General features: G+C 41.2%; 18 protein-coding genes. 7 read left to right on the plus strand and 11 right to left on the minus strand.

Annotation, left to right across the window (positions count from 1 at the left end):
• Nucleotides 1-25: 25 nt before the first annotated feature.
• The 7 genes from KO534_RS06440 to KO534_RS06470 form a co-directional block, all read right to left on the minus strand.
• Entirely contained in the window at nucleotides 26-907 is an 882-nt protein-coding gene (locus KO534_RS06440; protein WP_215928612.1) for a nitrilase-related carbon-nitrogen hydrolase, read from the minus strand.
• Nucleotides 908-936: 29 nt separating this feature from the next.
• Nucleotides 937-2,430 carry a CoA-acylating methylmalonate-semialdehyde dehydrogenase gene (locus KO534_RS06445; protein ID WP_215928613.1) on the minus strand — a complete coding sequence of 498 codons (1,494 nt, stop codon included), beginning with the start codon at nucleotides 2,428-2,430 and terminating at the stop codon, nucleotides 937-939.
• 9 nt (nucleotides 2,431-2,439) lie between these two features.
• The gene (locus KO534_RS06450; protein WP_215928614.1) at nucleotides 2,440-3,768 is read right to left on the minus strand and encodes an aspartate aminotransferase family protein; all 1,329 of its coding nucleotides are present in this window, start codon (nucleotides 3,766-3,768) and stop codon (nucleotides 2,440-2,442) included.
• Nucleotides 3,761-5,080: an NAD-dependent dihydropyrimidine dehydrogenase subunit PreA gene (gene preA / locus KO534_RS06455; protein WP_215928615.1), complete on the minus strand. Its 1,320-nt coding sequence runs from the start codon at nucleotides 5,078-5,080 to the stop codon at nucleotides 3,761-3,763. The genes KO534_RS06450 and preA overlap by 8 nt, the downstream gene beginning before the upstream one ends.
• Before the next feature lies 1 nt (nucleotide 5,081).
• Nucleotides 5,082-6,416, minus strand: coding sequence for an NAD(P)-dependent oxidoreductase (locus KO534_RS06460; RefSeq protein WP_215928616.1), 1,335 nt, complete (start codon nucleotides 6,414-6,416; stop codon nucleotides 5,082-5,084).
• A gap of 106 nt (nucleotides 6,417-6,522) precedes the next feature.
• Nucleotides 6,523-8,853, minus strand: a complete 2,331-nt coding sequence (locus KO534_RS06465; RefSeq protein WP_215928617.1) for a TonB-dependent receptor — start codon at nucleotides 8,851-8,853, stop codon at nucleotides 6,523-6,525.
• 354 nt (nucleotides 8,854-9,207) lie between these two features.
• Nucleotides 9,208-10,128: a LysR family transcriptional regulator gene (locus tag KO534_RS06470; protein WP_215928618.1), complete on the minus strand. Its 921-nt coding sequence runs from the start codon at nucleotides 10,126-10,128 to the stop codon at nucleotides 9,208-9,210.
• A 289-nt stretch (nucleotides 10,129-10,417) separates the two neighbouring features.
• Here KO534_RS06470 and apbC point away from each other — a divergent pair, with 289 nt between their 5' ends.
• On the plus strand, nucleotides 10,418-11,473 hold the full coding sequence (apbC, locus tag KO534_RS06475) for an iron-sulfur cluster carrier protein ApbC (protein WP_215928620.1): 1,056 nt from the start codon (nucleotides 10,418-10,420) through the stop codon (nucleotides 11,471-11,473).
• A 135-nt stretch (nucleotides 11,474-11,608) separates the two neighbouring features.
• Here the strand turns inward: apbC and KO534_RS06480 are convergent, their stop codons facing one another.
• On the minus strand, nucleotides 11,609-12,505 hold the full coding sequence (locus KO534_RS06480) for a DUF2279 domain-containing protein (RefSeq protein ID WP_215928622.1): 897 nt from the start codon (nucleotides 12,503-12,505) through the stop codon (nucleotides 11,609-11,611).
• A gap of 360 nt (nucleotides 12,506-12,865) precedes the next feature.
• Here KO534_RS06480 and KO534_RS06485 point away from each other — a divergent pair, with 360 nt between their 5' ends.
• Nucleotides 12,866-13,585, plus strand: coding sequence for a sterol desaturase family protein (locus KO534_RS06485; protein ID WP_215928624.1), 720 nt, complete (start codon nucleotides 12,866-12,868; stop codon nucleotides 13,583-13,585).
• 56 nt (nucleotides 13,586-13,641) lie between these two features.
• On the opposite strand, the gene KO534_RS06490 is transcribed toward KO534_RS06485, so the two are convergent.
• Nucleotides 13,642-14,019 (minus strand): VOC family protein, encoded by a 378-nt coding sequence (locus KO534_RS06490; protein WP_215928626.1) that lies wholly within the window; start codon nucleotides 14,017-14,019, stop codon nucleotides 13,642-13,644.
• Between the two features lie 109 nt (nucleotides 14,020-14,128).
• Nucleotides 14,129-14,452, minus strand: coding sequence for a ferredoxin FdxA (fdxA, locus tag KO534_RS06495; protein ID WP_215928628.1), 324 nt, complete (start codon nucleotides 14,450-14,452; stop codon nucleotides 14,129-14,131).
• Nucleotides 14,453-14,652: 200 nt separating this feature from the next.
• Between fdxA and KO534_RS06500 the strand changes: the two genes are divergently transcribed.
• The 5 genes from KO534_RS06500 to tyrA all read left to right on the plus strand — a co-directional run bounded on the left by KO534_RS06500 (nucleotide 14,653) and on the right by tyrA (nucleotide 20,636).
• Nucleotides 14,653-16,269 carry an NAD(P)/FAD-dependent oxidoreductase gene (locus KO534_RS06500; protein WP_215928630.1) on the plus strand — a complete coding sequence of 539 codons (1,617 nt, stop codon included), beginning with the start codon at nucleotides 14,653-14,655 and terminating at the stop codon, nucleotides 16,267-16,269.
• A gap of 9 nt (nucleotides 16,270-16,278) precedes the next feature.
• Nucleotides 16,279-17,190 carry a 23S rRNA (adenine(1618)-N(6))-methyltransferase RlmF gene (rlmF, locus tag KO534_RS06505; RefSeq protein WP_215928632.1) on the plus strand — a complete coding sequence of 304 codons (912 nt, stop codon included), beginning with the start codon at nucleotides 16,279-16,281 and terminating at the stop codon, nucleotides 17,188-17,190.
• Between the two features lie 26 nt (nucleotides 17,191-17,216).
• Nucleotides 17,217-17,780: a sugar O-acetyltransferase gene (locus KO534_RS06510; protein WP_215928634.1), complete on the plus strand. Its 564-nt coding sequence runs from the start codon at nucleotides 17,217-17,219 to the stop codon at nucleotides 17,778-17,780.
• 610 nt (nucleotides 17,781-18,390) lie between these two features.
• Nucleotides 18,391-19,485, plus strand: a complete 1,095-nt coding sequence (locus tag KO534_RS06515; protein WP_215928636.1) for a 3-deoxy-7-phosphoheptulonate synthase — start codon at nucleotides 18,391-18,393, stop codon at nucleotides 19,483-19,485.
• Between the two features lie 8 nt (nucleotides 19,486-19,493).
• On the plus strand, nucleotides 19,494-20,636 hold the full coding sequence (tyrA, locus tag KO534_RS06520) for a bifunctional chorismate mutase/prephenate dehydrogenase (RefSeq protein WP_215928638.1): 1,143 nt from the start codon (nucleotides 19,494-19,496) through the stop codon (nucleotides 20,634-20,636).
• 193 nt (nucleotides 20,637-20,829) lie between these two features.
• On the opposite strand, the gene pheA is transcribed toward tyrA, so the two are convergent.
• Nucleotides 20,830-22,011 carry a prephenate dehydratase gene (gene pheA / locus KO534_RS06525; RefSeq protein WP_215928640.1) on the minus strand — a complete coding sequence of 394 codons (1,182 nt, stop codon included), beginning with the start codon at nucleotides 22,009-22,011 and terminating at the stop codon, nucleotides 20,830-20,832.
• Nucleotides 22,012-22,140: the final 129 nt, after the last annotated feature.

The raw sequence follows: 22,140 nt of genomic DNA on the forward strand, positions 1-22,140 counted from the left end.
AAAACAAAGTTAACGGGATGCCTTATTATTCGCCATCGGTCAATTTTGAGTAAGTGCTTGGACGACGATCACGGAAGAATTGCCAATTGTTGCGTACTTCTTTAATCATATCCATATCCATATCATGGATGATCAGCTCATCTTGGTCTCTGCTGGCTTCTTTTTCAATTTGACCTCTTGGGTTAACAAAGTAGCTTTGGCCATAAAACTCACCAATGTTCCAAGGCTCTTCAACACCCACACGGTTGATGGCACCAATCCAACAACCGTTAGCGGCAGCTGAAGCCGGCTGTTCGAGCTTCCATAAGTATTCTGATAAACCAGCAACAGTGGCAGATGGATTAACGATATATTCGGCTCCATTTAATGCCAATGCTCGCCAACCTTCAGGGAAGTGACGGTCATAACAAATATACACCCCAAGCTTACAATATTGAGTTTCAAATACTGGCCAATCTGAAGCGCCTGGTTTAAAGAAAAACTTCTCCCAAAAGCCGGCCACTTGTGGAATATGTGTTTTACGATATTTACCTAAATAGCTTCCATCTGCGTCGATAACCGCACAAGTGTTGTAATAAACACCAGTTACATCGTCTTTTTCGTAAATGGGAACCACAATGACCATTTGATATTTTTTGGCGTATTCCTGCATTAAAGTAACAGTGGGTCCATTTGGAATGCTTTCAGCACTTTCGTACCATTTTGTATCTTGACTTGGGCAAAAATAAGGTTGAGTAAACACTTCTTGAAAGCATAATACTTGCACGCCAGCAGCACCTGCCTCATCAATCAAAGGTAAGTGTGCTTCTATCATGGCTTTGCGAATGGTTTCAGGATCATTATCTGTGGACGACTTTAAACCCATTTGGATCAAGCCACCTCGTAAAGTTGAACGTGTTGTAGACATAATTACTCCATCTATAGTTAGTTTTTTTATTAATTAGTTGGGAAAGTAAACTCCGCACCTGCACGTATTCCAGTTGGCCAACGTGAAGTGACGGTTTTTAATTTTGTATAAAAGTGAACGGCTTCTGGTCCATAAATCCCATGGGCTCCAAAGACTGAACGTTTCCATCCACCAAAGCTGTGGTAGGCAACGGGAACGGGAATAGGTACGTTTATACCAACCATACCCACTTCAATGTTAGCTGCGAAGTCTCTGGCAGCGTCTCCGTCGCGGGTAAATATCGCCGTACCATTTCCGTATTCATGGGCGTTAATTAAGTCTGTGGCTTCAGCATAGGTATTAGCACGTAATATAGATAATACCGGTCCAAAAATCTCTTGTTGGTACACTGACATATCTTTAGTGACTTTGTCGAGTAGGGTGCCTCCTACCCAAAAACCGGCTTCACAGCCTGTTACTGATAGGTTTCGGCCATCAACTAATACATCGGCTCCTTCAGCTTCGCCTTGGTCGATTAAACTTTTAATGCGTTTTTGGGCATCGGCAGAGATCACCGGACCCATCTCGTTACCCGCTTGACTGTATGGACCTACTTTTAAAGCCTTGACTCTCGGAAGTAGTTTGGCGACTAACTTATCTGCCGTTTCTTGGCCAATAGGTACGGCGACACTGATCGCCATACAACGTTCACCTGCGGATCCAAAGCCAGCCCCCATAAGTGCATCGGCCGCTTGATCAAGATCAGCATCCGGCATAATTACCATATGGTTTTTGGCTCCGCCTAAAGCTTGAACTCGTTTGCCACTGGCGCTGCCGCGCTGATAGATATATTCAGCGATAGGAGTCGAGCCTACAAAACTGATAGCTTTGATGTCTTTATGATCTAACAGTGCATCTACCGCTACTTTGTCACCATGCACGACGTTTAATACACCAGTTGGTAAGCCCGCTTCAGTAAATAATTGGTGAATTAAATTAGCGCTAGAAGGATCTCTCTCTGATGGTTTGAGTATGAAGGTATTACCACACGCAAGAGCCATAGGGATCATCCACAACGGAACCATAGCAGGGAAATTAAAAGGCGTGATCCCCGCAACTACTCCTAAAGCTTGGCGTTCGTCAGTCACATCGATACCCACCGCTACATCACGGCTAAAATTGCCCTTTAATTTGTCACTAATCCCACAAGCAAATTCAATCACTTCTAACGCCCGTGTGACTTCTCCTAAGGCATCATCATGAGTTTTACCATGTTCTTTGGATATGGTTTCTGCGACTTCATCTTTACGGGCTTGCAGTAAGGTTCGCATATTGAACATGACATCGGCACGTTTACTTGAAGGCATTTTAGACCAAGCTGGAAAAGCCGCTTTGGCTGCTGCAACAGCTGTTTCGACGTCTTCAACTACAGCCGTCACGACTTCAGCACTTTGTTGACCTAATGCGGGGTTAAACACAGCGGTTGTCTGGCTACTTGCACCTGAAGTGGTTTGGCCATTTATTATATGTTGTATCAGTTGCATAACTCTATTTTAATCCAGTGATTGTATAATTTCGCGCAAGGTACTAAAGGCGAAATCTATTTGTGACTTTTCTATGATCAACGGGGGCGATAACGCTATGGTGTCTCCCGTTGTGCGAATTAATAACCCCGCTTCATAGGCTTTTAAGAAAGCGCTAAAAACACGCTTGCTCGGTGTAGCCGGAGTAGGGTGAAGCTCAATACCTGCTATCAATCCAATGTTTCGAATATCTTTGACCAGAGGTAAGTCAGCTATCGAGTGTGCGGCGTCTTGCCAATAATCACTGAGTTCTGCACCTCGGGTTAATAACCCTTCTTCTTCGTAGGTATCTAAGGTTGCCATTGCGGCTGCACATGCCATAGGGTTACCTGAAAAAGTGTAACCATGGAAAAATTCAACCATATTTTTGGGGCCATGCATAAATGCGTCATAAATTTTGTCTTGAACAATGACCGCTCCCATAGGGATGACACCATTTGCTAAGCCTTTTGCAGTGCAAATAATGTCAGGTTCAATGCCAAAATATTCAGCCGCAAAAGGGGCGCCCATACGACCAAAACCAGTGATTACTTCGTCAAAAATCAATAATATTCCATGTTGATCGCATATTTGGCGAAGCTTTTCTAAATACCCTTTAGGGGGTAACAACACACCGGCAGAACCCGCTAAGGGTTCGACAATAACCGCAGCAATAGTAGAGGGATCATGGAGTTCGCAAAGTCGAATTAAATCATCGGCCAACTCCACACCATGTTCAGGTTGACCCTTGCTAAATAGGTTGTCCTCTATGCCATGTGTGTGGCGTAAGTGAGCAACTCCGTTTAACAAGTTGCCAAACATTTTACGGTTTGCTGACATTCCTCCCACTGACAAACCGCCAAAATTAACGCCGTGATAACCTTTCTCTCGGCCAATTAACTTTGTTCTATTACCTTCACCTCTCGCAGCATGGTATGCAATCGCCATCTTTAATGCAGTTTCACATGATTCAGAACCCGAATTGGTAAAAAAGACTTTATTTAGATTGCCTGGCACCATTTGAGTTAGTCGTTCAGCAAGCTCAAATTGTAGTGGGTGTCCCATTTGGAATGCCGGTGAATAATCCAAAGTGGCCACTTGCTTTTGAATAGCTTCAACTATACGTGGCCGGTTATGGCCGGCGTTGCAACACCAAAGACCTGCTATACCATCCAATAATTTTCGACCGTCAGCTAAAGTAAAATGCATGCGATCTGCACCCACTACTAAACGAGGATCAGCCTTGTATTGCCTATTGCAAGTAAATGGCATCCAGTTGGCTTGCAGTTGTTCAGGCGTTAAATTATGGGTGTTATTCATGATTTTCTCCTGTCTCTGCTAAGGTGTTTTCAGTGGACACAATGTCGACTCGTAGCGGGTTTTTGGGGTGTTCTGGCCAAGTCAATACCGGTAGTCCATTATCGACAGGACGCATTTCAATGCACTCGGGTACAGGACATACGTGTTTACATAAATTACAGCCTACACATTCGTCATCCACCACAACAAAGTCCCGACCACCACTGGCGTTTTCTTGCATAGTGATGGCTTGATGAGAAGTATCTTCACAGGCAATATGACAGCGACCACATTCAATACATGAGTCTTTATTAATAAATGCTTTGGTATCAAAGTTGATGTTGAGTTCATTCCAATTAACTACATTGGGTATGGCCTTACCTTGAAAAGCCGCGAGAGAGGCATAACCTTTTTCGTCTAAAAAGTTTTCTAATCCAGCTATCATGTCATCGACTATACGAAAGCCATACAACATGGCTGCAGTACATACCTGAACTCCACTGGCGCCTAAGGCAATAAATTCGGCGGCATCTCGCCAAGTTTCAATTCCACCTATTGCCGATATTTGTAAATTATGAGTATCGGGATTTCTAGCGATTTCGCCTACCATATGTAATGCGATAGGTTTTACCGCCGCACCGCAGTATCCGCCATGGGTACCCTTACCATCTACGGTAGGGGTTGGCGCCATTAAGTCTAAGTCGACTGTGGCGATGGAGTTGACGGTATTGATAAGTGACACCGCATCTGCTCCTCCTCGCTTCGCTGCTTCTGCCGCCACTAGAATATCGGTGATATTAGGTGTGAGTTTGGTAAAAACTGGAATATCTACCACTTCTTTGACCCAGCGAGTGGTTTGTTCAACTAGTTCAGGCACTTGACCAATTGCAGATCCCATACCGCGCTCACACATTCCGTGTGGGCAACCTAAGTTGAGCTCTATGCCATGAACACCTGAATTTGCAATCTTAATGGCCAGCTCTTTCCAGGTTTTTTCATCTAGTGGCGCCATCATTGAACCGATAATCACCCTGTCTGGCCATTCTTTACGGATTTGTTCTATTTCACGTAAATTGGTTTCTAATGGGCGATCGGTAATTAATTCAATATTGTTGATGCCAATGACATTTCGAGAGCGATCATGATGGACCCCATAGCGACTCGACATATTAATAACCGGTGGATCAATCCCTAAGGTTTTCCAAACTACGCCACCCCAGCCAGCTTCGAAAGCACGTACCACATTAATGTATTTGTCTGTGGGGGGAGCCGATGCCAACCAAAAAGGATTAATACTGTCTATCCCGGCGATATTACAGGCTAATTTACTCATCTTAGACCTCCTTAAAGTCAATGCCGAACAAAGTGTGACCCATTGCATGAGCGGCGCGTTTGCCATCTTCTACAGATTGCACTGTTAAATCTTCACCTGTATCGATACAGTCGCCACCGGCATAAACACTTGGAATACTGGTTTGATACTTGTCGTTAATTTTAATTTTGCCTCGTTCAATCACAATATCTGATAACACGGATGCATTTAATTTTTGTCCTACTGCCTTGAGAACCATGTCTGTTTCGATCTTTTCGTGTTCGCCAGTACCTTTTAAACGTCCCGCTTCAATAGTGGTTTGTTCAAATGTGATGGTACTAACATGTGCGTCACCTGATAATTCTATGGGTGATAGCCATAAACGTACGTCCACACCATTTTTGCGGGCCAAGTCTATTTCCCAGTCAGTCGCTGTCATATTCTCCTCACCGCGACGGTAGGCTAAGGTGACGTTTTTTGCGCCTAATCGTTTAGCCTGAATAGCAGCGTCAATAGCGGTGTTTCCGCCTCCGATGACCACTACATTTTGACCTACTGACAGGGTCGATTTATCATTTGTTTGTCGCAGTTGTTCTATAAAATCTATGGCGTCATAGACACCGCTGAGGTTTTCACTCTCTAATCCGAGTTGATTACATAGACCTAATCCAATGCCTAGGAACACAGCATCGTACTTTGAGCGCAATGTGTCTAAACTGAGGTTTTGACCAAGATATTGCTCATAGATTATTTCAATTCCACCTATGCCAAGTAAGAAGTCCACTTCTTTTTGAGCAAAGTCATCGACCATTTTATAAGCCGCTAGGCCATATTCATTTAAGCCACCAGGTTTTGGTTTCGCCTCAAATACCGTGACTTTATGACCTAACAAAGCCGCGCGGTGCGCGCAAGATAAACCCGCTGGGCCAGCGCCCACCACGGCTATGTTTTTACCTGTTTCGGTGGCTCTTACAAATGGATGCTCTTCAGAAGAGTCAAGAAGATGATCAACCGCATAGCGTTGCAACAATCCAATTTCTACAGGTTTGCCTTGATCGTGATGACGGACACAGGCCCGCTCACATAACACTTCAGTAGGACAGGCCCTTGCACAGGTACCACCCATGATATTTTCAGACAAAATGGTTTTAGCCGCGCCCTTAACGTTTTGTGTACGTATCTGGTGAATAAAAGTAGGAATGTCTATTCCCGTCGGGCATGCCTTTATGCAAGGCGCATCAAAACAGTATGTGCAGCGCGAAGCTTCAAGCAAGGCTTGTGACTTATTATAGGGCTTATGTAAGTCGCCAAAACCTGCATTAATATCATCGATAGTAACTTTTCCTGTTGTACTCATGCTGTACCTCATTTACTGAAACCATTTCGTTAACTATTTGTATAAATTGGACTTTTTAACGAAACGGTTTCATAACTTATGTCAATTTAGCGCTAAATAGTGCTAATCAAAAATTACGTTTAACTGTTATTCCATAAACTCTAGGTTTTGCATAAGAAATTTGAGATGTGCCGTAAAATCCTGTTACGTCAAAACCAATAATTTCATGTTCAGAGTTAAACATATTGTCTACGTAGGCCGTTGCCGACCATAACTCTTTGGCATCTGTCCATGTCAATCGAGCATTGGCAACTACGTAAGAGTCTATTTCATGAGCAGTGAAGTTCCGTGCATTATGAAAGGTTTCACTTTGATAATTGGCACTCACCTGAGCTGCTATATTGTTTTCGTTCCAGTCCCAATTGTATCTAACCATCGCTGACGCTTGATATTCGGGGGTAAACGCTGGTGTCGTATCAGCAAATATCCCTGAAGCCACCTCAAGATTTTCTACTGTGGCATCGGTATAAGAAGTGTTCAAAATCAGGTCTAGCCCTTCACTAGGTGTTAAGAATAGTTCCAGTTCTAACCCTGTGAAAGTGGCGTCCTGATTTTCTACTAAACCTGAATTGTTTACCCATGAAAAAGACTGATAATCGCTATAGTCATAATAGAAAATATTGGCGTTAAATAACGCAAACTCATCCATTAAATTTAATTTCATACCTGCTTCATAAGAGGTTAATTCTTCTGGTTTGTAGCTACTAAATCCACCAAATAAAGGAGCATTAAAACTACCTGCTTTAACCCCTCTATTGATTCCCACATAATATAGATCTGTGTCTGTCGAGTACTCCAGTTGCACTTTAGCCGACCACAGGTTTTGGTCATTATCTGTATCTACGTGCTCTAATGACGTGCTGCTGAAATCAATCTCGATCACTCTATCGTTTGTATTAGGGTTTTGGTACACATCACCCACAAAATGTTTGTCTTCTCTGGTATAGCGCAAGCCTGTTACCAATACCAACTGATCTTGTAACTCGTAGTCGATCTGAGCAAATAGTGAGTAGGATTGAGTATCTAAATCAACCACAGTATTGTTTTCTTCACCACCTAAGAAATATGCGGTAGGCGAGGCTGCAAGACCTTGGCTATATTCAGTTTCTACATTTAGATAGTAAAATCCAGTGACCCATTTAAAGTTATCAGCTTCTCCCGACAATCTGACTTCTTGACTAAATTGGTCGATTGTACTGTTGGATTGAAATATCAATTCAGGGGACGCAGTTTGATCAGAGTCCAAGCCAACGGTGCGCTCAAACTTTTTGTAATCACTTAAAGAAAATATATCGAAACTATCAAAGCTATAATCGATAGCGGCTGAAAAACCTTGCGATTGGATAGTATTTTGGTCATCAAAGGCGAAGTCTTTGTTGACCTTAGGTCCAGAACCATCGGGGTCGATGTTGCCGTTAAAGTCACCACCTTGAACGGGGCGAACGGGATCACCGTTAAAATTACCGTCGATACATTCGCCAAGTTGAATCGCATCACAACCTAAGGGGTCATCAGCAGCAAAAATAACGTCAATTACGTTACCATCAGCATCTTTGATTTCGGTAGTGTTGACGACTTGATAAGGCCCTTCACTTTTTGTGGTGTCGGCCCAATTTGCGCTTAATAACAACGAGCCGTCGGTGCCTAAATCGAAATCTAATTGGGCGCGTAAAGCCTGTGTGTCGTCGTTATAGCCATCTTGCCCACCACCCACAGATCCCGCACGAGTATCAGGTGCGGCACCGTCTACGTATATGTTTTCTAAAATTTCACCTTGAATATTAGAATAAGCAGACAAACGACCACTAATACCTTCTGATAAGGCTCCTGACACCGCACCTTCAAATCGATATTGGTCGAATGTAGCGACTGAAAGTTCAGCATAACCTTCAAAGTCCTCGGTGGGTTTAGCTGTGATGGTGTTGACTAGACCTCCTGTTGCATTTCTTCCGAATAGGGTGCCTTGTGGACCTTTCAAAATTTCTATTCGTTGAATATCAAATAGGCCAAAAGTTTGTGCTTGAGTACTGGCTAAGTATCCGCCATCTACATAAACCGCTACTGGCGCTTCAGCTAAATCCGCATAGTCATTTTGTACCACACCACGAATATTAAAGATGGCTCTTTGTCCACCAATATCACCGGCTAATGATACGCCAGGTGTAAAGGCAATTAACTCAGTACTGCTTTCTAAACCTAGTGCTTTTAATTGCTCCCCACTGAAGGCGGTAATGGCAATTCCTACATCACTTATATTTTCGTTACGCTTTTGAGCGCTAACTTCAATGGTTTCCCAGACTTTTTCCGCGGCACTTGCAACTTGCGGCACTGTTAATGTTAGTGCCAAAGAAATAACCGTAAGAATGGGGTTATATTTGTACAGATTATGTGTGTTCACTATATGTTCCCTTCTATTGTTATTAATTGTTACGCCTTAAACCGGCCACCTAGTCGATTTTTACTTTAGCCCGCATTTATCAGAAAATTTGTGGGACTAGGTAATCAAATAAATAGGTAATGCCAAGTTAGACATTGAGTGGTTAGCCAACTGTTAACTCTTATTATTCGTGAGCAGGACGAACTTGGCTGAGTTTAGTATTTCAGTTTTGTCAGGTTATTAAATTTAATATAATTAATGTTTAGATAAGTATTTACTTAACTTTAATGTGGCCTAGAAGGGGACAGTGTATTTTTGAACATGAAGGTCTCTAGGGAGCTACATCAAACGGTAGCTCTCTGCGGTTGTTCAATGTTATTGGGAAGGGAGTTTTATTTCTTGTAAAAAGGTTTCTACTACTTGATTAGGCTTAGAGCCTTTGCGCAAAACAGTTTGATAATCGGTATTAAAATTGAAATCGTCTAAATACAACGCACGCATTTCTCCAGATACTACCCAGCGTTTAGCATAGTGAGTAGGCAAGTATCCAATAAAACAGCCCGTTAAAATTAAAAATGCCACTCCTTCGCGATCCGTTGCTGTGGCAGTAGTATTCAAGTTTTGATAATAGCTTCTAGTTTGTGCAGTTTGCGCATAACTCGGTGCCACAGCTTCATATTCACATATTTGTTTAGGCGTAAGGTCTTCGTCAGCGATGTTAAAAAGCGGATGTTGATAGTTGCAATACAACATGTATTGTTCTTCATACAAACTCGAGTATTCTAAACCTTGTAATGGTCGCAGATTAGGAACCACACCCACATGTAGCGCGCCATCTAAAACATATCGCTCAATTTCATTAGGAGGGATCATTCTAATATTAATGACAATTTCAGGGCCTTTAGTTTTTAAGGCTTTAAGTGCCTTGGAAATCGACATATGTTCTAAGGTGACTAAATTATCTGTAATGCCAATGTTGAGTTCGCCAGTAAGTTCTGCATGAATACTGTTAACTTGAGTTCGAAAATTTTCCAACGAGGCCATAAGCTGTAAACTTGCCTGATATACTTGTGTGCCTTCATCAGTTAACGAAAATCCGGCGCGTCCTCTTTGACATAGATGTAAACCCAACCTAGCTTCAAGGTCCGACATACTGATACTGATGGCTGAACGACTGATATTAAGTTCAACTTCGGCTGCTGAAAAACCACCACATTCAACCACGGATCTAAAGATTTTTAACAGACGAATATCGAAATTACTGAGTTGTGAAACAAGCTTCTTATTGTTAGGCATAGTGAGTTTTGGTCGGTAATTAGTTAAGTAAATACTTAAGTAAGATTTATAAAAATTAAATTTAACAAACATTTTATGAAATGCAAAATATGCTAACTGTAATTGCTGGTTATATTCATGGGGTTAATTAGAGTAGAAAAGTAAGTAGTCAAAAAGTGTTTGCTCGCCAGTTTGCGAGTTCGTCATCTAAGGTAAAGATAATCACTCAGTGTGACCTTTGTTAAGGAATGCTAATATCACTCAATACTTGGTTCGACAGAACCTTATTTTTATTAAAACACGAGTCACTATGTCAGATATACATTCAAGTCTTGCCTCTTTGTTGCAAGACACTCTTCCCGATTTTTTCCCAAATATTCAAGATACGCTCGGCTACATAACAACCAATGAGCTAACCGTTAATCTGAGTTTGCCTTTTGTGTGTAATAGTTTGCTGGGCGCGGACGGAGAGTTTAGTCTTCATCTCGAACGTTTTGCCACTAGCCATAAGGTGACAATTAAACTGAGTTATCAGATCCCTTCAATCAAAGGGCAAAATCCTAAAGTAGTGAAAAACGTGATAGCAGTCGCGTCTGGAAAAGGTGGTGTAGGTAAGTCCACCACTGCGATTAATTTAGCTGCAGCATTAAAACTCGAAGGGGCAAGAGTGGGCATCTTAGATGCAGACATATATGGCCCTTCTTTACCTACCTTACTGGGCACTAAAGGAGAGCAACCAGGATCTCCTGATAATAAACGAATGTATCCAGTTGTAATCAACGACATGCAAACCATGTCCATCGGTTATTTAGTCGACGACGATTCAGCAACCATTTGGCGAGGACCCATGGCCAGCAAAGCGTTTCAGCAACTGTATAACGAAACCATCTGGGACGAATTAGACTACCTCATAGTTGATATGCCGCCAGGAACAGGGGATATTCAATTAACACTTGCGCAGAATATGCCAGTAACAGCCGCCGTTATTGTCACTACTCCTCAGGACTTAGCCTTGGCGGATGCCATAAAAGGCATAGCCATGTTTAATAAAGTGAATATTGACGTTTTAGGCATAGTTGAAAACATGAGTTACCACCTTTGTTCTCAATGTGGTCACAAAGAGCACGTTTTTGGTGCTGATGGTGGCCAGCGAATTGCACAAAAATACCAAACAGAGTTGTTAGCGCAATTACCTTTGGATATGCAAATTCGTGAATTAGCCGACAGTGGGCAACATTTTATGTTTAATCAACAAGCCAACACTGATATTCAGCGGATATACTCGCAATTGGCTCGAAAGTTGTCATTTAAACTCAGTCAACAACAAATTGCGCCGCAGCAAATTGCGGTGTCTTCTGTGAGTTGAGAAATAAAAGCACGCTTCGCGCCATTACTTTTGATGGTTTTTGAATCGAATTTTTTGGTGGGTAGGTTAAGGGTTAAAAAACTATCGCGATAGCGGGCAATTTTTTGATTATGGTTTTGTGTAAAGTCGTAAACATTATGGTTCTTTCACAAGTATCGAGCGGCTTTTAATATTTTCGCGAATTGAAATTTCTGGTACTTGAATATATTGCGTAAGCGTATTGGCATATTCACCTACATTACCTAACTTTTTACGGTAGGGCTTAAAAATAAGCTCAGATAAATTGAAACTAATACCAATAAATGTCTCTGTGGTTTTATAGTCAGTAAATGGTCGGTCATCCTTTTTAAAACCGCGACTGTAGTAGCCCACTTGAAGTTCTAAGTATTTAAGTGGCGTATTTTTGAATATATCAATACCACTCAATTTTGCTACTGCCAAATATTTCAATCCTGAATAATCTGTAACAGGGTGAAAGCCTTTCATACCTTTTGATGGAGAATATTCGATTCTTAAATCTAGCGTGTCTCCCAATATGTCTGGGTATTTAGCTTTTAAATACGACACGCCAATACCGGTTGAATTAGCGACTAAGTCTTCGTAACTAAAACCATGATCTGCAGAATAACCGTCGAATATTTCAACGTATAACATTAACCCCCAACTTACATAGGCACTATATTTCGCTGAAGACTCAACGCTAAACCCTTTTTTATTCATACTATGGGTAAGAAACTCAGCCATCACATAAGAAGAATATAGATGTCCTAACTTATCTGCACCGCCGCTGCCGGTATCCATGCCAAACCAGCCTTCCTCATTAAATTTAAAGCTTGAGCTTCCCCATTCCCATTCTTTAGCGCCTAAGTAGGTAATGCCCCCAAATATGCCTGCGATCTCTAGCCAATTTTCAGTGCTCGCTTCTGTTAAATTTCTGTAGTCAGGGAGAACTAAATCAGTTGGCGTTTCTTGTGCCTGTGAATATTGAAAACACGAAATAAAATGAATAAATAGAAAGATAAATGTTTTCACGAGCAGTAGTCCTTTATGGAGGAGAGTGGAAAAAAAGAGGCAGTAGTCACTTTTGATACGTAAGCTAAGATATCGCCCGAAACCCTCATACAGTTTACAATTGTACCTAGAGATTAATACCAAAGTCACTGCTATCCGACTTTTTTGTATAAGGAAAAGTAAGTTGTATACAAAGGTTTTAGAGGAAAAACTGTCATGGATAATTCCAAACCGCCTAGAACACTCGCCAATGCGTAGGGTTTAAAAGCGTAAAATGTGTAGAGCCATAAACAATTTCTAAAAATAATGGACAGGCTGGTTTTATTACTTATGGGTAACGTTCTGGCTATGTAACACGTATAAATGAGGCCCAAAATGGGAATGATGAACTTAGAAGCCATGACCAAGTTTCGTGATAATTACCGAAATGGTATAGCCCTTGGTTACAGTGGTTGGCTGCATATGTTGACTGTGTTGTTGGTTGGACTTGGCGTTATTATTTACTCATTTTCGCAGTTACATGGGGTAACTTGGTTAGAGTGGGTAGTCTTTCCTGGGATGATGTTAATGGTGAATTTTGCGGAATATTATGCCCATCGTTGGTTAGGGCATCGAAGAACGCGTTACGGAAAATTCTTTTACAGCCGCCATACCGGTGATCACCATAGCTTTTTCTTAGATCATGCTATGGAGTACAAAACAGTGCGCGACTGGCGGGTTGTGTTATTTCCAGTGTATTTAATTTTTGTTTTTATCGTAGTGTTAATTTTACCTGGAGCCTATGTTCTGAGCGAATTGGTGAGTGCGAATACCGCGTATCTTTATGGGGCAGCTGGAATTTCGGGCTATCTATTTTATGAAACAATGCACTTTAGTTATCACATTCCCCAAGGCCATTGGGCACAAAAACTGTTTTTAGCAGTCCCAGGCTGGAAGGCTTTGCGCCACTTGCATGTGCTTCATCACAAACGTAATAAAATGGCTAAAGCTAATTTTAATATTACTCTGCCTATTTTCGATTATTTTCTCGGGACGTTATATTGGCAACCTTTTGCTGAGTTTGAAGCACAGACGACAAAGCCCGATAAATCACCTCCTTAATAAAGTTGCAGTAAGATTTACCAAGCCAGCGCATCCCTTTGCCATGTTGTTATTAATCACATATAACTCACCACTTCTATTTCAACATTGTCTTCAATATTAAAATAAAAACGCTTGCCCGGCTCGTAGTCAGCGTGATTGTATGGAATAAAACCTTTAGCAATCACGCGTTGTTCTATCTTAGCTAAGTCATCTACCACAATGCCGATATGGTTGAGTTTGGTGACGGTTTTGTGATCGTTAGTTGAATAATGTTTGTCCTTGTGACTATACAGCGCGAGATAGGTGTCGTTGCCTCCTAAATGAATAGTATGGCCGTTGTCTTTTGCTGGACCCTGCCAACGGATTTGCCAATCAAAGATGTCGCCCAAAATAGCCGCTGTGTTGTTGGTATTGGATACAGTGAGGTTAATGTGTTCGAGTCTGTTTTGCATAGGTGTTCCTTTTAAAGTGTTGTTTTTAGGTGTGACAACACTTTAAAACCTCAGGTTAACTTGAGGTAAAGGTTTTTTTTCAGTTATTTTAAATCGATGCTGCTAAGGATTATTTAATAAGCAACGGCAATTTATTGGGTACATCAAGCCATTCATTGGCGTCTTCGGGGGCGGGTTTTAATTCGGTTATATTTGGCCACACTTCGGCGAGTTCAGCGTTGAGTTGTAGGTAATGCTGTTGTGACTCGGGCAAGTGGGAGTCTTGAAATATGGCTTCAGCAGGGCATTCAGGTACACATAACCCACAATCGATGCAAATATCTGGATGAATAACTAAAAAGTTTTCTCCTTCATAAAATGCATCCACTGGGCAAACAGGCACGCAGTCGGTGAATTTACATTTAATGCAGTTGTCAGCAACGACAAAGGTCATGGTTGTGGGTATCTTCAGTTTAGGTTTTACATTGTGGCGATCATAAAGTAGCTCAGGTAAAAAACAAGAACTGTATCTGCAATTCAATGGTGAATTTACCTAGGTTATGTTTTCTATCTGACATAAAATGCGCAGCCTAAGAAAATGACGGGCTTTGCCGAGCCTTTGCGAATTGTTAATGTTTTATCACTGGACACCTTATGTTGCGCTTAAACGAAGTAAAATTACCTTTAAATCACGATGAACAGACACTCACTGCTGCGATTTTGCAGAAGTTGGATATTGCCTCAGAAGAGATGTTGTCGTTTAAAGTGTTTAAACGTGCTTACGACGCCAGAAATAAAACGGATATTTTGCTGATTTATTCGCTAGATGTTGAAGTGATTAACCAAACCGAACTATTAACTAAATTTGTTAATGATCCACATGTACGCGAAACCCCCGACATGACCTACAAATTTGTGGCACAGGCGCCGCAAAATCTCAACACTCGCCCTGTAGTAATAGGTTTGGGACCATGCGGCTTGTTTGCCGCGCTAATTTTAGCGCAAATGGGTTTTAAACCCATAGTGTTAGAGCGCGGAAAAGCAGTGCGAGAGCGCACTAAAGACGTGTTTGGCTTTTGGCGCAAGCAACCGCTAGATACTGAGTCAAACGTACAGTTTGGGGAAGGCGGAGCAGGAACGTTTTCAGATGGCAAATTATATAGTCAAATCAAAGACCGCAAACATTATGGCCGTAAGGTACTAAATGAATTTGTGGCGGCTGGCGCACCACAAGAAATTTTGTATGTGAGCAAACCCCATATAGGCACGTTTAAATTGGTGAATATGGTTGAAAAAATGCGTGCGCAAATTATTGAATTGGGTGGTGAAATTCGCTTTAGTACTCGCGTTGATAAGCTTGATATCCTCGACGGACAACTTAAAGGGTTACACTTATCTAATGATGAATATTTACCTTGTGAACACGCTATTTTAGCAGTAGGACATAGTGCACGCGATACATTTGAAATGTTACACGAACAAGGGGTTTATGTTGAAGCCAAGCCGTTTTCGGTGGGCTTTAGAATAGAGCACGAACAATCCATGATAGATGAATGCCGGTTTGGTGATAATGCAGGCCACCCCATTTTAGGTGCGGCAGATTATAAGTTGGTTCATCACTGTAAAAACGGTCGTTCGGTTTATAGCTTTTGTATGTGTCCTGGAGGCACAGTGGTGGCTGCCGCGTCAGAAGAGGGGCGGGTAGTAACTAATGGAATGAGTCAATATTCACGCCATGAACGTAATGCAAATAGCGCTATTGTAGTAGGTATCACTCCTGAAAAAGATTATCCAGAGCACCCACTGGCAGGCATTGCTTTACAACGTCAGCTTGAAGAATGGGCTTATCAGGTTGGCGGAGAAAATTATCATGCGCCGGCCCAGTTGATTGGTGATTTTTTACAAGGTAAATCCAGTGAGCAGTTAGGAGACGTTAAACCTTCCTATACCCCAGGCGTTCATTTAACAGACCTAGCGAAAGTTGTGCCTGACTATGTAACCGAAGCCATTCGTGAAGCTATCCCGGCATTTAATAAAAAAATAAAGGGTTTTGCTAAAGTCGATGGGTTGTTAACTGGAGTTGAAACCCGTACATCCTCACCTATTTGTATCAAGCGCGGTAAAGACCTAAATAGTATTAATACCCGTGGTTTATATCCTGCGGGAGAAGGCGCGGGTTATGCTGGTGGAATATGGTCTGCTGGTATCGATGGCATCAAAGTAGCCGAAGCACTAGCGGTAGATATGTTAGCCCAACTAGCAACAGATTAGTTTTAGACATTGAAACATTCTAGAAATTTACATAAAGAAAATTACCCTCTGGCGCAAATGGTGCAAAGTTATCCTGCTTTACGCCCTTACTTGATAACTAAGCCTGATGGTGGCCTAAGCATAGATTTTGCCGATGCAAGTGCAGTGAAAACTCTAAACGCCGCGTTACTAGCACATTATTATCAAGTGGAGTTTTGGGATATTCCTAAGGGATATTTATGTCCGCCTGTGCCGGGCAGAGCAGACTATGTACATTATTTGGCTGACCTGTTGGCACTAGACAATAATGTCGTTATCCCAAATGGTAAAACAACCAAAGGGCTAGATATAGGCACTGGTGCCAATCTTATTTATCCCATTATTGCCTCAAGATCCTATGGCTGGCAAATGGTAGGAACAGATATTGATCCAGTTTCAATTAAATCCGCAAATACGATTATTGCTGCCAATAAGGTATTAACGGATCATGTTAAAGTAAGACGACAAAAGCAGCCCCAATCGATTTTTGCTGGTGTTGTCAAAGCAAACGAACACTTTGCTTTTTGTATGTGTAACCCGCCTTTTCATCAATCGGCTGAGCAAGCTAATGCAGGTTCGCAGCGTAAAGTAAAAAACCTTGCGAAGAATAAGTTTAAACGTGGCGTAAACCCTGACCGTAATCCAACTAAAACCAACTTGAACTTTGCAGGCCAAGCAAATGAACTCTGGTGTGAAGGCGTTGAATTGCGGTTTATTCAGCGGATGATCGCCGAAAGTCAGGAGTTTGCACAGCAAATTACCTGGTTTAGCAGCTTGGTTTCAAAGAAAGATAACTTACCCCTGATTTATAAAAGTTTGCGGGAGCAAGGGGTTAGGGATCTGAAAACTGTGGACATGGCGCAAGGACAAAAAATTAGCCGTTTTGTGGCATGGCGCTTTTGACGTTAATAAAAAAGGGTTGAAGTAAAATGAGTCAATTAACCGAAAAACAAAAAATGTTGCAGGGGCTTGAGTATTTTCCAAGCGATAAATCGTTACAACAAGATAGAGCGAATGCTAAGAGACTTTGCCAACAGTTTAATCAGTTTGATATCGACAATAGAAAGGGCAGTCGAAAAATTCTCAAGTCACTATTCGGTCATTGCGAAGGGGCTTGGATAGAGCCTAATTTTTACTGCGACTACGGTTATAACATTTCAACAGGGAAAAACTTCTACGCTAATCACGGCTTAGTCATACTGGATGCTGCACCAGTCACTTTCGGAGACAATGTTATGATAGCTCCTGGTGTATTGATTTCTACCGCCACTCATCCTCTAGATCCGCACAGACGTAACAAAGGCATAGAAACAGCTAATTCCATTACTATCGGAAACAGTGTTTGGATAGGTATGGGCGCTAAAATATTAGACGGTGTAACTATTGGTGACAATGCGGTTATTGCTGCAGGTGCGGTAGTAAACAAAAACGTGGCGCCCAATACAGTCGTTGCAGGTGTACCGGCGCAAGTAATCAAAACGATATCAAATTAACCTAAGCTCAGATTAGGTAAGTTTAGAGAGTTGGATTTGTTGCTAATGCGCACCAGCTTGATGGGCTGGCAGTTTGTAATCTTAGTCTACATAATATTGTCAGTCGCCGAGTTTTTGCTCCCAACCCTTAACGTTAATTGTTTGATAGCAGATGCTGGCCTCCAATTATCTGGCGTCTTGGAGACACGGTCAAAGCAGCGATAATTTCCAGCAACTCTCCGTTTTTGTTAATCAGAATATAAAGGGTAATCAAATGATTGTATTTCAAATCGATAACAAAAATAAATGTCCGGGGAATAGCTCGTTTTTCTCGATTTCCATACATTTTTTTCTCTGAGGTATATACACACATGGCTTTTCTGTAACGGCAACTTACTGCCTTTTGTCAATGTATCGCCTTAAAACTAACCAACTGTTGCAATAAAAGTAATTAAAACTTGTTGTTAATTTTAATAGCTGGTAAAAAGTCAATCCAAAATTAAAAATAATAAATTTCTTGTTGTAAATTAATCGTTACACCTTATGAGTGTTATTAAATAATTAGGCGCAAAAGGTCTCTTAATTGATGGATCCGATGCCAATTTTCAGCTTATTTTAAAAGAGTCAAATCATGTTACGTGACAGCAATAACAATATTAATATTTCTTCTGAGAAAGTATTAGTCACCCCCCAGGCCCTAAAATCTGAATTGCCAGTGAGTGATTCTGTTTTGCAGGTTGTGCAAACTTCTAGGCAAGTCATTAGTGATATTTTACATCGTAAAGACCACAGATTTTTGCTGATATGTGGTCCTTGTTCCATCCATGATATTGATGCAGCCAAAGAATATGCTCTTAAATTAAAAGAGTTGCATGAAAGCTGTAAAGATACCTTATACATAGTGATGCGAGTTTATTTTGAAAAGCCTCGCACCACAGTGGGTTGGAAAGGTTTGATTAATGATCCACATATTAACGATACTTTTGATATTGAAACCGGATTGCGTAAAGCCAGAGAATTATTGATTTGGTTAGCTGAGCTAGAATTGCCAGTTGCTACCGAAGCGTTGGATCCTATTAGCCCACAATATTTGGCAGAGTTATTTAGCTGGTCAGCGATTGGTGCAAGAACTTCTGAATCGCAAACCCACAGAGAAATGGCTAGCGGCTTATCTATGCCTGTTGGTTTTAAGAATGGCACCGACGGGAGTTTAGGTATTGCCATCAATGCACTGCAATCAGCCGCATCTGGTCATAGTTTTATGGGCATCAATGGTGAAGGGCAAGTGAGTGTAATTACTACTCAAGGTAATCCCGATGGACATATTATTTTGCGTGGCGGTAAACAGCCCAATTATGATTCGGTTTGTGTTGCCGATTGTGAAGTTGAATTAGAAAATGCGAAACTGAGTGCTGGTTTAGTGATTGACTGTAGCCATGCAAATTCTAGCAAAGACTTCCGTAGACAGCCTTTGGTCGCCAAAAATGTCGTAAACCAAATTCTCGAAGGTAACCAGTCTGTTATTGGGATCATGTTAGAAAGTCATTTAAATCATGGTAATCAAAGTAGTTCAGGAAAAACGCCTAGTGAATTAGAATATGGCGTGTCTATTACAGATGGTTGCATTAATTGGCAAACCACAGAAGATTTAATTAACCATATGCGAGATAAGTTGATAACCGTGTTACCTATGCGGTTAAATAAGTTTATTAACGCTGAAAACTAGGAAAAGTAATGCCCGTATCCCCAAATGAACTTAGTCAACTGCGGCAGCAAATAGATGATATTGATAACCAGTTAGTTGAGTTATTGGCGAAACGGGCGAAGGTGACAGCCCGAGTAGGTAAATATAAAAGTAAAGTTGGTTTGCCTATTTATGTGCCTGAACGTGAAGCAGAGTTGATTGCCAAGAGAAGAAAAGAGGCAGAACAACTGAATGTTTCCCCGGTTCTAGTAGAAGATTTACTGCGTAGGATCATGCGTGAGTCTTATCATACCCAAAATGTTGACTATTTATGTACTAATCCAAACATCCAAAAAATAGTGGTGATAGGTGGTGCGGGTGCCTTAGGCAGAGTGTTTGTAGATATGTTTAAACGCAGCGGCTATCCAGTGCAACTGCTAGAGAAAGACGATTGGGAAAATGCTGATTCTATTCTAAGAGATGCCGGTTTAGTGCTGGTGGCCGTGCCTATTAAGTTGACTGAAAGTGTTATTTCAAAGCTAACTAACTTACCCCAAGACTGCGTTCTAGTTGATATTACTAGTACTAAACAAAAACCTTTAGCCGCTATGATGGCTGCTCATAAAGGGCCGGTTTTAGGGTTGCACCCTATGTTTGGTCCAGATGTCGCTAGTATGGTGAAACAGGTTGTAGTGGTATGTCATGGACGTGATGGTGAACAATACGAATGGCTATTGCAGCAAATTCGTATTTGGGGTGGGATATTACAGCAAACTACCGCCAAAGAGCACGATGACGCTATGGTGTTTATACAGGTTATGCGACATTTTTGTAGTTTTGTTTTTGGCTCCCATTTGTCTGGCGAAAACCCAGATTTACAACAGTTAATTTCGTTAAGTTCACCTATTTATCGTTTAGAATTAGCAATGGTAGGTCGGCTCTTTGCACAGGATCCGGTGTTATATGCTGATATCATTTTTGATAACAAGGATAGTGTTGCGATATTAACTGAGTTTAGTGCCAAATTTAATCAGGCTTTGGCCTTAGTAGAAAGCAACAACAAAGGTGAGTTTGTTAAGCAGTTCCTAAATATTGGTTCGTGGTTTGGCGATTATGCCAAGCAGTGTTTAGTGGATAGTAGAAAGTTACTACTCAAAGCAGATGACGACCGATCTTTAAGTGAAGATTGTTGAGTTCAGAAATGTTACGACTTTAATCACTAAAAATAGAAAATAGAAAATAGAAAATAGAAAATAGAAAATAGAAAATAGAAAATAGAAAATAGAAAATAGAAAAAACGGGGTCATTTTAATTGCCCCGTTTTTTTTGTGTGTTTACAAAATTTTATTTAACAAAAAATGTTACCCAAAAAAGTAGTTTAGGTCACTACTCAGCTAAAGCGCTTACCGCCGCAACTTTTGTTGGGTTGATTTCTTCATTTGGATAACAACCTAATACTTTAAAGTAGCGGGTCATGGCTTGTAATTCTTCTAGCGTTTGCTGCATAGGCCCATCTTGCACGTTACCTTCTACATCAAGATAAAACATTTCTTCCCATGGGTTACCGGTTATGGGCCTAGATTCTAGTTTGGTCATATTAATCTTATTGTCACGCAATACCATCAGTGCTTCTACTAAGGCTCCGGGTTTTTGCACAGTCGACATGACCAAAGTTGTTTTGGCGGGTACTTGAAGTGGTACGTTGACAGGTTTACGAGCAACAACAAAAAAGCGACTGTGATTTTCTTTTTGATTGGCCAAATTTGACTTAATAGCGTGCAGCCCGTACAAACTTCCACCACTTTCACTACCCATAGCTGCCACATCATCTGTGTTTAATTCCGCCACTTTTAACATGGCAGCAGAAGTACTATCACAAGGTTTAACCTCTACATTTCCTAACTCCGCTAGAAAGTGACTACATTGTGCGAATACTTGAGGATGGGCATAAAGCGTTTTTATTTTGCTAACGTCGGTGTCTTGAGTCACTAGCAACGCATGTTTGATAGGATAAGTCAGTTCACCAATGATAGAAAGGTGAGTGTGTTGCAATTGGTCGTAAACTTCATTGATGCTACCTGAAGAGGTGTTTTCAATCGGAAGTACGGCGTAGTCTGCTTCGTTAGTTTCTACTTTTTTAATTATTTCAAAAAAGCTCTGGCAACCAATTTCAAGTAATTCACCTGGGCGCCGTGAAAAATACTTTTGCGTAGCTAAATAACTGTAAGAACCTTTGTCGCCTAAAAACGCCACACGATTGAGTGGCAAATTACTACCGGGGTTTGCTCTCGCCGCTAACAATGCTTGTTGATTTAATACTGAATCTTCAATAATGACATGAAATAATTGTGTGACGTAATGGGCGTCTAAACCGTGTTTACTGCCTTCTTTTATCAACCTAATTAACAATTGTTCTTCACGTTTTTGATCACGCACTGGGATATGATTTTTTATCTTGGTTTCAGCTACTTGATTAGTATATTGCTGTCTTTGAGCTAAAAAGGTCAGTAGCTGGGTGTCAAGGTCAGTGATTTTTACTCTAAGTTCTTCTAATTCTGTTGATGACATGGTCTTCACTTATAATTTCAAAAAATAACGCCCAAATTGGGAGGTTTCAGTATAGATAACAAAAACCTAGGATAATGGTAGGTTTAAAAATATGTTGCTGTGTCATTGAATTTATAAAGCCGCTACCTA

The organism is Paraglaciecola arctica (genome assembly GCF_018861065.1).
Taxonomy (GTDB): domain Bacteria; phylum Pseudomonadota; class Gammaproteobacteria; order Enterobacterales; family Alteromonadaceae; genus Paraglaciecola; species Paraglaciecola arctica_B.